The organism is Dactylosporangium sp. CS-047395 (assembly GCF_050942185.1).
GTDB lineage: Bacteria > Actinomycetota > Actinomycetes > Mycobacteriales > Micromonosporaceae > Dactylosporangium.
On the sequence record NZ_CP192015.1, the window covers coordinates 9,109,930 to 9,123,158 of the forward strand.

At 66.7% G+C, this 13,229-nt stretch carries 14 protein-coding genes; 6 read left to right on the forward strand and 8 right to left on the reverse strand.

Annotation, left to right across the window (positions count from 1 at the left end):
- Window positions 1-9 precede the first annotated feature (9 nt).
- From ACQP00_RS42535 to ACQP00_RS42550, 4 genes are all read right to left on the reverse strand, one after another.
- Window positions 10-864 (reverse strand): hypothetical protein, encoded by an 855-nt coding sequence (locus tag ACQP00_RS42535; protein ID WP_433208035.1) that lies wholly within the window; start codon window positions 862-864, stop codon window positions 10-12.
- Window positions 865-1,005: 141 nt separating this feature from the next.
- Window positions 1,006-1,605, reverse strand: coding sequence for a hypothetical protein (locus tag ACQP00_RS42540; protein ID WP_433208037.1), 600 nt, complete (start codon window positions 1,603-1,605; stop codon window positions 1,006-1,008).
- A gap of 10 nt (window positions 1,606-1,615) precedes the next feature.
- The gene (locus ACQP00_RS42545) at window positions 1,616-2,107 is read right to left on the reverse strand and encodes a hypothetical protein (protein ID WP_433208040.1); all 492 of its coding nucleotides are present in this window, start codon (window positions 2,105-2,107) and stop codon (window positions 1,616-1,618) included.
- A 212-nt stretch (window positions 2,108-2,319) separates the two neighbouring features.
- On the reverse strand, window positions 2,320-3,432 hold the full coding sequence (locus tag ACQP00_RS42550) for a damage-control phosphatase ARMT1 family protein (RefSeq protein ID WP_433208043.1): 1,113 nt from the start codon (window positions 3,430-3,432) through the stop codon (window positions 2,320-2,322).
- A gap of 29 nt (window positions 3,433-3,461) precedes the next feature.
- Between ACQP00_RS42550 and ACQP00_RS42555 the strand changes: the two genes are divergently transcribed.
- Together ACQP00_RS42555 and ACQP00_RS42560 are read left to right on the forward strand one after the other, a co-directional pair.
- Complete coding sequence (locus ACQP00_RS42555; RefSeq protein WP_433208046.1) at window positions 3,462-3,788, forward strand: DUF1232 domain-containing protein; 327 nt, start codon at window positions 3,462-3,464, stop codon at window positions 3,786-3,788.
- A gap of 225 nt (window positions 3,789-4,013) precedes the next feature.
- Window positions 4,014-4,493 (forward strand): DUF4259 domain-containing protein, encoded by a 480-nt coding sequence (locus ACQP00_RS42560; protein WP_433208049.1) that lies wholly within the window; start codon window positions 4,014-4,016, stop codon window positions 4,491-4,493.
- 192 nt (window positions 4,494-4,685) lie between these two features.
- Here the strand turns inward: ACQP00_RS42560 and ACQP00_RS42565 are convergent, their stop codons facing one another.
- Complete coding sequence (locus tag ACQP00_RS42565) at window positions 4,686-6,221, reverse strand: hypothetical protein (RefSeq protein ID WP_433208052.1); 1,536 nt, start codon at window positions 6,219-6,221, stop codon at window positions 4,686-4,688.
- 350 nt (window positions 6,222-6,571) lie between these two features.
- On the opposite strand from ACQP00_RS42565, the gene ACQP00_RS42570 reads away from it, so the two are divergent.
- Window positions 6,572-7,669, forward strand: coding sequence for a hypothetical protein (locus ACQP00_RS42570; protein ID WP_433208055.1), 1,098 nt, complete (start codon window positions 6,572-6,574; stop codon window positions 7,667-7,669).
- 489 nt (window positions 7,670-8,158) lie between these two features.
- On the opposite strand, the gene ACQP00_RS42575 is transcribed toward ACQP00_RS42570, so the two are convergent.
- From ACQP00_RS42575 to ACQP00_RS42585, 3 genes are all read right to left on the reverse strand, one after another.
- Window positions 8,159-8,506, reverse strand: coding sequence for a hypothetical protein (locus ACQP00_RS42575; protein ID WP_433208058.1), 348 nt, complete (start codon window positions 8,504-8,506; stop codon window positions 8,159-8,161).
- Between the two features lie 108 nt (window positions 8,507-8,614).
- Window positions 8,615-8,938 carry a divalent-cation tolerance protein CutA gene (cutA, locus tag ACQP00_RS42580; RefSeq protein WP_433208061.1) on the reverse strand — a complete coding sequence of 108 codons (324 nt, stop codon included), beginning with the start codon at window positions 8,936-8,938 and terminating at the stop codon, window positions 8,615-8,617.
- A complete protein-coding gene (locus tag ACQP00_RS42585; RefSeq protein ID WP_433208064.1) occupies window positions 8,935-9,585 on the reverse strand; it encodes a helix-turn-helix domain-containing protein in 651 nt (216 codons plus the stop codon). The genes cutA and ACQP00_RS42585 overlap by 4 nt, the downstream gene beginning before the upstream one ends.
- A gap of 143 nt (window positions 9,586-9,728) precedes the next feature.
- On the opposite strand from ACQP00_RS42585, the gene ACQP00_RS42590 reads away from it, so the two are divergent.
- The 3 genes from ACQP00_RS42590 (at window position 9,729) to ACQP00_RS42600 (ending at window position 13,077) form a co-directional block, all read left to right on the forward strand.
- Window positions 9,729-9,983: a DUF6284 family protein gene (locus ACQP00_RS42590; protein ID WP_433208067.1), complete on the forward strand. Its 255-nt coding sequence runs from the start codon at window positions 9,729-9,731 to the stop codon at window positions 9,981-9,983.
- Complete coding sequence (locus tag ACQP00_RS42595; protein WP_433208070.1) at window positions 9,983-10,723, forward strand: hypothetical protein; 741 nt, start codon at window positions 9,983-9,985, stop codon at window positions 10,721-10,723. The genes ACQP00_RS42590 and ACQP00_RS42595 overlap by 1 nt, the downstream gene beginning before the upstream one ends.
- Before the next feature lie 173 nt (window positions 10,724-10,896).
- Complete coding sequence (locus tag ACQP00_RS42600; protein ID WP_433208073.1) at window positions 10,897-13,077, forward strand: cell division protein FtsK; 2,181 nt, start codon at window positions 10,897-10,899, stop codon at window positions 13,075-13,077.
- The last annotated feature ends 152 nt before the right edge of the window (window positions 13,078-13,229 follow it).

Below are 13,229 nucleotides of genomic sequence, written 5' to 3' on the forward strand. Positions count from 1 at the left end.
TCCCCGGCCCTACGACCGGCTGCGGGTGTTGTGCGGCGCGTCGCCGCCGGTGCGCTGGGCGGGTACGCCGTCGACCGCGCTGTCGTCGGCCCGGTGCAGTTCGGCGTCGTGGCGGGCGGCCGGGTCGTCGAACCCGGTCACGTGCTCGGCGTCGTGTTCGGCCGCCTCGGCCGCGGCCTCGGCGTGGTCGCGCTCGTCGGCCCGGTCGGCCCGGCGCGCGTCCGCACGGTCGGCGGCCACGGTGCCGACCGGCTCAGCCCCGTCGACCGGCCCGGCCACGTCCGCCGGCTCGGCCACGACGGCGCCGGCCGTGTCGGTGCGGCCGGTCGGGGTGACGTCGGTGCCGAGCAGCTCGGAGAAGAGCGTGCGGTAGTGGACCACGGCCTGGCGCAGCTGCTCCGTGGTGGCCTCGCCACGGTCGGAGAGCTGCGAGATCTCGTGGGCGTCGCGGTAGTGCCCGACGGTCCGGGCGTGCTCGACCGACAGGTGCGAGAGGTGCTCCTCGTAGTCGCCGGTGGGGTACCCGCGCTCGGTGACCAGCTCGGTCACCAGGGCGTCGGCGTCGCGGACGGCGCCGGCCGGGTCGTCCAGGAAGCGGGCCTGGATCTCCTCCCACTTGCTGGTGTATCGGGCCCGGGACTCCGGGGACAGGTCCTTGATCTGGAGCTCGGCGTGGCGGCGTTCGCGCTCACGCAGTTCACGCTCGGCGGCGAGGCGGCTGTCCCCCTCGGCCACGGCCCGGTCGTACTCGGGGCCGAACCGGTTCTGCAGGGCCCGCCGCCGGGTGACGAACCAGATGCCGTAGCCGAGCGCGGCGATCACGATCAGGACGATGACCGTGATCAATACTTGGGTGGCTGTCATGGCGGTCCTCCTTCAATGGAGGTATTCCCGCCCGACGCCCCCGCTCAAACGAAGTTCATGCGCACACTGGATTCGCGCTCGTGCAGTGGTTGATCAGGTCGCGCGTGCCCAGCATGTGCGGTGTTCATGCGCACACCGCATTCACGCACCCACGAGGTGGTTGAGGAAGTCGCGGTAGCCGTGCACGGCCGCCCGCAGCTGCTCGGTGTCGTCCCGGCCGGACGCCCGCCAGCTGCTGAGCTGGTCCTTGCGCGCGTTGAGCGAGGCGGTCACCCCGGCCAGCGCGTCGTCGATCAGGCGCTCGGCCTCGCCGGCCGCCGTCTGCGGGTCGTCGACGAAGCGCAGCTGCAGCTCCTGCCACCGGGTCCGCACCTCGTAGGCGTGCGCCTCGCTGGTGAGGGGGGCGGTGACGGCGTAGCCCCCGCCGTACGGGACCGAGGACATCGGCGCGGCCGCCGGGACCGCCGCCGCCGGTGCGGGCGCGGCCGGCGCGGCCATGCCCATCGTGCCGGCCGCCTGTGGCGCGCCCATCGTGCCCGCCATCGGCATGGTCCCGGCCGTCGCCGCCGTCGTGGGCGGGCGGGGCTGGGCCACGGGCGCGGGCGTGCCAGCGGCGGGAACGGTGCCGGCGCCCGCCTCCTCCAGCTCCTCCTCTTCCTCCTTGCCGCCGCGCAGCAGGATCCAGCCGCCCACCGCCAGGGCGAGCACCACCAGGCCGATCGTGATCGTCGTGGAGTTCACGGGGTACCCCCTACAGTCCGAGGATGCGGTCGAGGAACTCGCGGTAGTCGCGCAGCGAGGCGCGCAGGTTCTCGGTGTCCAGCCCACGGGCGGCCCGCTGCTGGTGCAGCTGGGTGCGCCGCTGATCGAGCGACGCGTTCAGCGAGGTGACCGCCTCCTGGACGAGCCGCTCCGCCTCCCCCGCCACCAGGTGCGGGTCGTCGATGAACCGCAGCTGGAGCTCCTGCCAGCGCGACCGCAGCCGCTGCCGGTCGCCCTCGTTCCACAGCGCCGCCAGGGTGGCCGACGCCGAGGTGCCGACCGGCCGGTACGCCGAGCCGTTGACCGGCGCCGAGCTGCCGATGGGAGCCGGACCGCCCACCGGCGCGGAGCCCACCGCGGGTGCCGCCGAGACGCTGTCCGGTGCCGCCGAGACGCTGTCGGGTGCCGCCGGGAAGCGCTCCGGCTCCGGCGGGACGTCCTCATCGACCTGGGGCGCCAGTTCGTCGCCTTCAGGTTGCATGCGCGCGTTCCTCTCCATCGGGAGGTGGCGCGATACCCCGGTACACCCGGACAAAAGCCACGCACGGGGGTGACCTATCGGGCTAGGCCGAAGTGACCGCCGCCACGCTTGAGGCCGTTCGCAAGCCGACCGCAAGTGCTCGCCAAGTCAGGGGCGGCAGAGTGCTGAGCATGACGAACTCCTGCAAGTCCTGGGCCGGCCCGACCTTCTCCTCAACCGCGAACCTGGACAAGGGCAAAAGCGCCGCTGGTGCGCCATGAGGCGGGCAGCCGCTCCTCGACCCCCGCGCCCAGCCCGGCCACCACGTCCGACTTCAGCGTCCGCAGCGCCGCGACGGGCCCCGGAAAGTATCCGCTGACCTCCGCGAACGGCGTGGTCACCGGCCACCGCCGATCCCCCACCAGGCGGCGGTAGTTGAGATCCCCCTTGAGGATCGTCAACTCCGCCGCCGCGAACCGATCGGCCAGCTCCTCCGGCGCGTCGTGAAAGGTCAATGGGGCGCAGTAGAAGCTCTGGGTGTACAACCGCAGCCTTTCGGTTTGCAAGGCTTTTCTGAGTCGCCCGCCGACCGCGCTGTCCGCGGGAAATCGCCCCAGCTCGTCGAGCACATCGGCGGTCATCGCATCGGACACGAAATAGGGCGCCGGCTTGACGTGCAACTCGACCACGCCGGCGCGCCCGGTCCGCAGCAGAAAGTCGATGAGCACCAGATCGGGCAGCAGCTCCCGCCCCGCATTGTCGGCGACGACGATCACCGTCCCGCCCCGGGTGAGCTCCCACAGCCGCGCGGTGTCATCCACGAGCAGCTCATCGACCTTCTCATGCTGCTGCGCGACCAGCCCGAACCCGAGATCGGCCCGGTTGCCCCACACCGCCGCCCTGACCAGCCCGCTCGCCTGCGCCGCCTCGGGTTGTTCCTGCAGCGCGTCAAGTTCGGCCAACTCCGCCGCCCCGGGCAGGTCAGCCCGCTTCTGCGGGCCGAACGGATCGATCCCTCGCCAAGCGCCGGGCCCGTAATAGTCGACGGCCTCGAGCAGCCGCCGATAGAAGAAGTTCTCGGCGAACAGAAACGGGACGTCGACCCAACTGGCCCGCCCGATCATCCCCGCACCCCACCCGGCCCACAGCTCGGCATCATGCGCCCCTTCCTGCAAGGGCGCGATGACATCCTCTTGCAAGAGCCTTTCAAGCCGCTCTCGTACCGCCGGTGCGTACGGATACCCCGCCAGCACCCGCTCCACGATCTTCGGATGCCGCTCCCTGACCACCGAAAACGGAAACGAACGCGGATCACTGCTGACAATCACGGGCGGCTCGACGGGCATGGGGGCAGTATCACCCGTAAACTCGAACCATGTCGGACGAGTGGTTCTACGCCCTCTTCGTGATCGGCGGCCTCATCCTGGTCGCCCTGCTGATCGCGGCCATCGTCCTGGCCATCCGCGTCTGGAAGACCGGCAAGTACTTGCAGGCCATGGGCATCGGCGGCAAATGGGTCTTCTGGGGCGCCCTGATCTACACGATCTTCCCGATCGACCTCCTCCCCGACCCCATCTACCTGGACGACGTGGGCGTCCTGGGCGGCGCGCTGATCTATCTCTCGCGGCTGGCGATGAAGGCCCGGCAGAACCGGCAGGTTCCACAGCAGGGGCAGCCCCAGTCCCCGCAGCGCACCCGCTGAACCACCCTTACCGCGAACGCCGACCGCGGCCGGCGGCAGCGCTAGGCGCGGTACGCCGGGCCTGATCATTCGGGGCCGGTCGCGATGTCGGGTGTTGCTTGGATCGCGTCGAGAAAGCTGCGGAAGGCCGGCCACGGAATCGTCCACCTCCCGTGCATGGTCAGCGGGAGTTTGCGCTGCGTCGACCATGATCGTCACTCAGGCGCCAAGCGAGGGGGACCGGTCATGGGCTTTTGGGACGTCAGTCCGTTCGGCAACGACGGCGCCGCCGACTTCGCCTACGACCTGGACGAGGCGACCACCGAAGCGCGCATCAAGTTGATCGGCGACGTGCTGGAAGGTGTCGCCACGACCGATGAGCCGGAAATTTGGGACGCTCCACGCGCTGTGGCCGCTGCGGCGCTGGTCCCTGCGCAGTGTCCCGGCGGCCATCCGATCCGGTCGGGCCACGGCCCGTTGACGCCGATGCCGGCGTTTCCTGGCTACTGCAGAGAACTGGCCATCGAAGCCCTGGACCGCATTGTGGCGCCACCATCGTGGCTCGCCGACTTCTGGGCGGACGCCTCCGAGCGTGCGGCATGGCGCCGGACCGTCGCCGACCTTCGCAAGGTGCTCGATCCGCCCCAGGCCGAGGTGCTCTTCGACCTTGAGTCGGACCCTCGGACGGGTCAAGGGCCACTTCCGATGATCGGAAATGGCCCTTGATCTGTGGGTGGGCGATACTGGGATCGAACCAGTGACCTCTTCGGTGTGAAGCACTGACCTTGATGCGTTGGTCTGCTCTACGACTGGCCGTGAGCTGCACGAACGGTCCCAGTCAGTGCGTCAGCGTCCGTAGTCGTCCGGCGTCGTCGTCGCCCACTTTGCCACCCACCGGCAGCGGCTTCGATTGCTGCTTCAGCCGTCGTCGTCCGCGCCGCCAGCGATCGGCGGGAACGCTCGATCGAACAGCCGCCAGGTGAGTCGAGCCGCGAGCTTGCCGATGCTATAGGCGCTGCATCCGGTGATGGCAGTAACGGCGTCTATCTGGTCGTTTCGGTAGTTCAAATAAAGCTGAACGCACCATAGAAAGACCATGCAGCCGACGAGATAGCCGAGCAGAAGCCGAGTCATCTCCCTATCGGCGGCTGCACTGTCGAGGGAGCCACTCTCTACTTCAGCGATCCCGATTTCGGTGGACCGCACCACTTCGTCAAGTTGCGAGGCGAGAGCTTGGTTTGCCTCCACCAGTCTCGCCAGAGGCAGCGAGGGCTCCGCTCCACGCTTAGCTTCCGCCGCTCTGTCCAGTGTCTGCGCAAGGCGCCGATGTGTTTCGCTCAGCCGGCCGACGTCAGCGAGTGCCTTATCGAGTTGTGTGGTCGATATCAGCCCCACCGCTGATTGAAGCTGACCGACAAGCCGGTGATGGCTCGCACCGAGGGGGCCGAAGCCGTCGAGCATCGCGCCGAGCTGGTGCAGATCGAGGTTCTGCACCTGGACGTCGATCTGCTTGGTCAGCCGGTGGTGCAGCTGTCCCCACGGGAGGGTGTCGTCGAGCATCGCGCCGAGCTGGTGCAGATCGAGGTTCTGCACCTGGACGTCGATCTGCTTGGTCAGCCGGTGGTGCAGCTGTCCCCACGGGGCGGTGTCGTCGAGCATCGCGCCGAGCTGGTGCAGGTCCAGGTTCTGCACCTGGACGTCGATCTGCTTGGTCAGCCGGTGGTGCAGCTGTCCCCACGGGGCGGTGTCGTCGAGCATCGCGCCGAGCTGGTGCAGGTCCAGGTTCTGCACCTGGACGTCGATCTGCTTGGTCAGCCGGTGGTGCAGCTGTCCCCACGGGGCGGTGTCGTCGAGCATCGCGCCGAGCTGGTGCAGATCGAGGTTCTGCACCTGGACGTCGATCTGCTTGGTCAGCCGGTGGTGCAGCTGTCCCCACGGGGCGGTGTCGTCGAGCATCGCGCCGAGCTGGTGCAGGTCCAGGTTCTGCACCTGGACGTCGATCTGCTTGGTCAGCCGGTGGTGCAGCTGTCCCCACGGGGCGGTGTCGTCGAGCATCGCGCCGAGCTGGTGCAGGTCCAGGTTCTGCACCTGGACGTCGATCTGCTTGGTCAGCCGGTGGTGCAGCTGTCCCCACGGGGCGGTGTCGTCGAGCATCGCGCCGAGCTGGTGCAGATCGAGGTTCTGCACCTGGACGTCGATCTGCTTGGTCAGCCGGTGGTGCAGCTGTCCCCACGGGGCGGTGTCGTCGAGCATCGCGCCGAGCTGGTGCAGATCGAGGTTCTGCACCTGGACGTCGATCTGCTTGGTCAGCCGGTGGTGCGTATGACCAAGCGGCGACAGAACGTCGACAGCGCGCATTGGCCCGGCCGCTTTCACCGCCGCAGCGCTCATAAGCCTGCCGATCGGGCGACCCACCTTCTCGGCACGGCCCTTGTCGGTGACGTCGGGTAGCAAGCCAACCTCCGCTTTGCCAAGACGGTTAACTGGTTCGACAACACCCTGCTGCTCGACCCGAGGGTCCTCAGGCAAGGTGCTCGACGCTTCAGTCCTCCGCATGTCGGACCGAAGCTTGCCCAATAGCCTAGATCACCAAGTCTCGTGCGTAAGCAAGGAAGCATGGCCAATGTCGCGGTCTTCGCTGAGGTGCCTGGTATGGCAGGCGCCGAATCGCGATCGGCTAGAACCGTTTGAGCCGAGTTAGGTCTTGTTCGCACCCGTTCGTTGCTAGGGCAACTCAGGAGTGCGCACCTACGCGGACCTAATGTGATGGCCGATGCCCCGTTGGCGGATTAGCCTGAGCAGCCGTGATGGAACCAGTGTTTCCTGAGCCGACCGAGCCTCGCGAAAGTTGGCTCGGCTCGACGGAACCCGTTGTCAACTTCCTTCTGACCTCAACGCGTGAGCAGGCCGTGGCCGGCAGAAAATGGGTCAACGACTGCTACTCCCGTTTTCCTGACGAGAACTCAAAATTTCGAGGCCGGTTAAGAAGTGAGCGAGACGAAGACTATTTGACAGCTCTTGATGAGCTATTTTTGCACGAACGCCTTCTTTCGTCTGGAACTGTCACAAACGAAGAAGGTGGCCGTGGGCCAGACTTTCGGATATATCGAGACTCGACCTACCTGGGCGCAATCGAAGTGCGCTCCATCTTCACTCGTCAAGATTGGTCAGACGAACTTTTTCAGCACGGCACAATCTCGGACGAGCTGAACAGCCGCCTAAAGCTAGGGAACTGGTTCCTCGGATTTAAGGTGATACAACTAGAACGGCAACCGTCCTTCCAAAGCCTGACTCGGTGGCTCAAGGAGCGACTAGAGGAGTTGGACGCCGAGTCGCCGAACTCCGGGGCGTCTAAGCCGCCGCCGGTGACGTATACCACTACAGGTGTGCGTCTTGAGTTCCAGTTCATTCGGCGGACGTCAGCCCAACCGCCTCGCCCGGGTGATCGAATCATCGGGCCGAGTGCAATGGTCGGCGGATTCGACAACAGCGCCGAGCGTCTGCGGCTGGCCCTTAAAGCTAAAGTGAACAAGAACTACGATTTGCGAGGCGCACCCTTTGCGATCTGGGTAGGCGCCGAGAAGATAATACTCTCGGTAGAAGACGTCACCAATGCGCTCTTTGGGGACGAGCAGGTATCTTTCCCGTCCATGGCCTTGACGCGAGCTCGTAATGGATTCTTTCGCCCTGGCCGTAACACGCGCTTGTCCTGCATCTTCGTCGCATACAACTGGGCGCCATGGAGTCCAGATACGGCGGTCGTCGTCCGGTTCGACAATCCTTACGGCAGTGTCGCGTTCCCGGATGACATCACACCCGCCGACTACAGGCTCTCGGAAGTATATCGGGACGGTGAGTCTTTCAAGCTTGACTGGCTTCCGCACTTTCCATCGATTGGCTAGCTTCAAGGATAACGAAGAATCATCACTAATACGCAATGCCGGTGGCGCGCTCCAGTCCCGCTCCAGCTTCCGTGAAGGTGAACCTATCTGCTGCAAACAACTCGCGACTGCCGTCGGCGCGTTGGACTTCAAATAGAGGAACGCCGGCATCTAGGGTCAAGTTGCATGCGTTCCTGTCGGCTCGGCATTCGGCAGGAAACCCTTTCCATCACATGGAGAATAAGAGTTTTCCGCCTAGCCTGGGTTCGAACCAACGCAGGGGCGCCACGCCGGCAGCTGATAAGGCCCTCGTCGCGGAGGACCGCCATGGTTGAGTGAATAGTGTCCCTGCTGCAGTTAAACTCATTGGCAAGCACGAATTAATCAGGCAACTGCTTGCCGGCCTTGTAGATTCCCTGCTCGATGCGCTCGCGGAGCGTATCGGCGATTTGCAGATAGATTGGCGCATCCCAAGCGCTCATGACTACACCTTTCGACGCCGAGGAAGTCCTAGGGTTGTTTGGTGTTGTGCGCCACCAAGGACAAGGGCCGTGCGACGTTTCCGGACTCGGCGTCGGCCGCCTCCACCTCGCCGAGGTATTCACCGAGTGCGTCGTAGAGTTCACGCGCCTGGCGCGGGGTGATCTCGTGACCCTCGCATCGGTCGTTGCAGAACTCCAACAGGAACAGGGTGGTCCGGTTCGCGAAGTGCGCGACGGAGAGGTTCACGGAGTTGTCGGAGTCCGGATCGAACGTGCCGGTGAACTCACGTGATCGGTGCTTGTAGTACGGCGAAGAGTGGCGGCCGGCGCTGCATCGGGTTAGGTCGCACCACGGGAAATGCCGTTGTCTGTTCATAGCGTTCTCCTGCCGCGCCTGGAGGCGCGCACGTTTGACAACCCGTCCGGCACGCGGATGTCGGACGGGTTGTCGCTGAGGTGAGGGTGCGGCGTTGGGGACTGGCCGTTATACCGTGCTGGTCTCGTCCAACACCCATTGCACGTATGCGGGACTGCCGTCGAAGGGCATCGCAGTCACGTGCGGGACGTCGTAAGGGTGTTCGCGGTTGGTTCGCTCGATGATGGTGGCGAGCCGGCTGCGGCGCGTGTAGAGCACCACACGCGCCTCCGCCTTGTCGTGGACCTCGCCTTGCCACCGGTAGATGGCGCGGATCTCGGTGATGACATGGCCGCCGGCCGCGAGCCGGTCGGCGACCAACGACCGCGTGAAGCTCGTGAGCCAATCGGGATCAGGCGCCGTGATGACGACCTCGCAGACCTCCTCGGTCACGTTGCCGGCTCAATCTCCGCGCGCTGCACGGCCTGGTCGTCGAGGTCGCCGAATTGGTCCCTGAGTCGGGCGATCGCGTCGTGGGCTTCCTGTTCGGATTTGGAGATGCCGCCCCATCCGGTGACGACCTTGCCGTCGTGGCTCATGCCGACCCATCGGCCGTCCATGTGCTGACCGTGTGGGTGCAGGACGAAGTACATCGTGCCCTTGGAGCGGACTGATCCGTCATCGGCTGCGTACCAGCCCATCAGGACCTCGTTGTCCCACACGCGCAGCTCGCCGCGCCAGTGGTAGCCGCCGTCCACGACGTCGATGCCGCGGGTGGTGGTCTGCACGCTGATCAGCTCGCCTTGCTGGCTGAAGCGGACCTCCTGCACGGTGATGACTTCCTCGCCGTCCTTGAAGGTCTGCCACGACGCCCACCAGTCGCCGGAGAGGTTGACCTTGTGGGTTGGGATGCCGGCCAGTTCGCCGACCGAGATCTTCAGGGCGTTCGCGATCGCCACAGCTACGGACAAAACCGGCTGTTGTTCGCCCGCCTCGTATCGTCTGATTTGCCGCTTATCGACGCCCGCGGCTGCCGCTAGGTCTGCTTGGGACATTCCCAGCTCAGCGCGGCGCTGACGCAACACGTCTCCAATGTCCATGCGACCAGTGTGCGGGGACTACTTCGTCCCCGCAAGAAGACGCTCTGGTCCCCGTGAGGACGAATCAGTCCTTGACGCGGGGACGGATCAGTCTGCACACTCATGGGGACCAATCAGTCCCACCGGGGGACTTGAAGGTCTTCATGGAGGTTGCGTTGAAGCGCACCAAGATGCGGTACCAGGACGAGCCGACCCCGGCTGACCTGGCCGCGATCGAGCAGGAATGGCCCCCGATCGAAGCGGAGATGGCGCTCGTTGACGCCGAGATCCGCGTGCTCACGAACGACGGCGGACCGACCGAACTGGACTGGCGCCGGCTGCGCCGCGCCGAGGAGCGCGTCATGCGCGAGATGCTCACGCGCCTGTCTGCCCGCATCAACCACGGGCGGGCCGCCTGATGGCCGCCCGGACCGGTCGCGGATGGGCGTATGCGGGCGCCGTCCTCGGCGGTGCGGTCTCCATCGCCGCGAACGTCGCTCACTCCTACGTCCCGCCGGCCAACGCCGGCATGATCTGGCACCCGCAGGCGGGCGCCGTCGTCGGCGCGATCTTCTGGCCCCTCGCCTTGTTCGTGGCGGTCGAGATCCTGGCTCGTACCGCGTGGCCGGCCGGCAAGCGCTGGAGCACGCTTCGGTTCGTCGGGCTGTTGCCGGTCGGGCTGGTCGCAGCCGTCGTGTCGTACCGACACCTCTCCGGCCTGCTGGGCTTCTACCGCGAGGATCAGCTCACGGCAGCGATCGGGCCGCTCGCCGTCGACGGCCTGATGGTGATGGCCACCGGAGCGCTCCTCGCCACCGGCGCGCGGCGCAGTGCCCCGGCTGTCACTGAGCCTGAGCCGGTGACTCCACCTGCGCCCGTTGTCGAGCTGCCGGCACCCGAACCCGAGCCGATGCCCGAAGCAATGCCCGCGACTGAGCCGACCGCGCCGGTCAAGCCGGTCGCGAAGCGGGCCACGACGCCGAAGCGTCAGCCCTCCGCCGCCGCGCGAATCGCGGCCGCGATTGCCCGTAGCCCCCGGGCCAGTGACGCAGCGATCGCCGCTCGGCTCGGCCTGTCGGAAACGACCGTCAAGCGGCACCGTCGACAGGCTGTCGACAGCGTGTCGTCGGGCTCGGCGCCGAAGCTCAAGGCCGTCTGATGCCGGTGCGATCCACGAACCCCACCGATTCCCGCGCCTGCGAACGTCGCAACGACGCGGAGCGATTCGCCTCTTAGCTTTGCCCGGAGCGCGGCCGTCTGGCCTAGGAACCCTGGCCGCGCTCCGGTCCCCATCCCGCTCGATCCGATGGACCGCACGGAGGAACCCTCATCATGACGACCCCTCCCATCCATGGGCTAGACGCCGCAAGCGACGAACCACTTGCGGGTGACGCCGAAGTGCTCGACCTGAGCGCGGCCCGCGCCCGACGCACCGCAACCCCCGATCTGGACCGCGACGACGAGGACCAGGACGACGCCGAGTCCGTCGATGACAGCCCGACAACCCTTGGTGGGCTGGTCGACATCGCTGAGCCGATGCCGGCCGAGGTCTACGCGCGTCAGCAACGGCGGGCGCCGATTCTGGCCGAGTGGGCGCGCTCGCGCCGAGCGTTCTACGCGGCCTTGCGCCACGCGATGAAGGATGCCGGCTACGTGCTGGTTTACCACGCCGTCCGCACACCGAAGTACGCGGCGAAGGTGGCCTGGTACGCACCCGCCGGCCTGTTCCGGGGCACCAGCCGCGCGCTGCACTGGGCAACCGCCGAGGAAGGCAACTGGGCGCTGCGCCAGGCCGCTGCAAGTCGCGGGGACGCCGACACGTGGCTGAAGCTCGACGCCCGCCGGCAGCGCCAGTCCTCGTGGCGCTGGTGGCTACTCCTGTTCGCGGTGCTGGGGCTCGTGGCCGCCGGCATCGTGCTTGCACTGGGGCCGCTGTGGTGGCGCTACGCCGCGCTCGTGCTCGTGGCGCCGATCCTGGCCCGAGTCGGCCGGCCGGCGGACAAGCCGCTCACCGATCGAGTGGTGGAGGGCAACCGCTACCGCAAGCTCACGGCCGAGCTGGTCCGCCGTGCGCTCACCTCGTTGCAGATCAGCGCGATCAACAGTGCTGTCGGCAAGGACGCCAACGCCATCACGTTCCCGAACGAGATTCATCGCGATGGCCCCGGCCATCTCGCGATCGTGGACCTGCCGTACGGGGTGGAGGCGTCCGAGGTTGTCGCTCGGCGGGGCAAGCTCGCTTCGGCGATGCGACTGCCTCTGGATCAGGTTTGGCCGGAGCCAGCGGCGGGGCACACGGGACGTCTCGCGCTGTGGGTGGGCTATGAGCCGGCATCGGCGATGAAGCAGCCCGCTTGGCCGCTGCTGTCGACCACGGCTCGGGTGGATGTGTTCAAGCCGTTCCCGTTCGCCACCACGCCCCGACTGGACTCGGTGGACATCGATCTGATGTTCCGCAACTACCTATTCGGCGGCCAGCCTGGCTCCGGCAAGACGTTCGCGTTGCGGGATCTGATCCTGGCCGCCGCGCTCGACCCCCGGTTGGAGATCCGAGGCTACGAGCTGAAGGGTGTCGGTGACTTCGCGGTCGCTGCGCCGGTCATGGCCGAGTATGGCAACGGGTTCGATGACGAGACCCTCGCCGCGTGCTTCGCGTTCATTGAGTGGCTGTATGAGGAGTGCCGCCGCCGGTCCAAGCGAATCGAGCACTACGCCAAGCTCGGCAAGGCGCCCGAGAACAAAGTCACGCCAGAGTTGGCTTCCCTCAAGGGTTCTGGCCTTCACCCGCTCGTCGCGTGGTTCGACGAGCTGCAAGAACTCATGACCTCGAAGTACGGCAAGGCTGCCGGCGAAATCCTTGAGAAAGTCATCAAGCTTGGTCGGGCGTTGGGCATCATCATCCTGCTCGGGACACAGATCCCGGACAAGGACAGCCTCCCGACCGGCATCACCCGTAACGTCAACTCCCGGTTCTGCCTGTCTGTGGCCGACCAGACCGCGAACGACATGATTCTCGGGACGTCGGCCTACAAGAACGGCCACCGCGCCACGGTCTTCCAGCCGGTCAAGGAAGCCGGGTGGGGCATCCTCGCGGGGTTCGGCAAGCCCTCACCAGTGCGGTCCTTCTACGTCGACACCACCGCCGCCGCCCGGATCATCGCCCGCGCCATCGCGTTGCGTGTCAAGGCAGGCACCATGCCCAACCCTGAGGAGCAGACGCGCGACACGACACCCGCGTTCGACCTGCTCGGCGACCTCGCGCAGATCTGGCCGGCGGGTGAGAAGGCCGCGTGGAACGAGACGCTGTGTGCGCTGCTGGCCGAGCTGCGGCCTGACGTCTATGGCGGGTGGGAGGCTGCGCAGCTCTCGACCGCGCTGAAGCCGCACTCGGCGGTCAAGGTCGGTGACGTCGGCCGGCGGATCGATGGCAAGGCCACCACTCGGCGGGGCATTAAGCACGCCGATCTTCTCGCCGCGATTGCGGAACGTGACCGGAAGCAGCGCACCGACTGACCCTGCGCAGGGTGCTAGCGCTAGCGGCCGACCCTGCTAGCGCTAGCACCCCCGCTAGCACCGAAACAAACACCCTGCCTGGGCTCTAGCGACTAGCAGCCCTCGGCTCCGCGCACCCGAAAACGGCCCTGGAGGCACTTCGTGGACCCCCA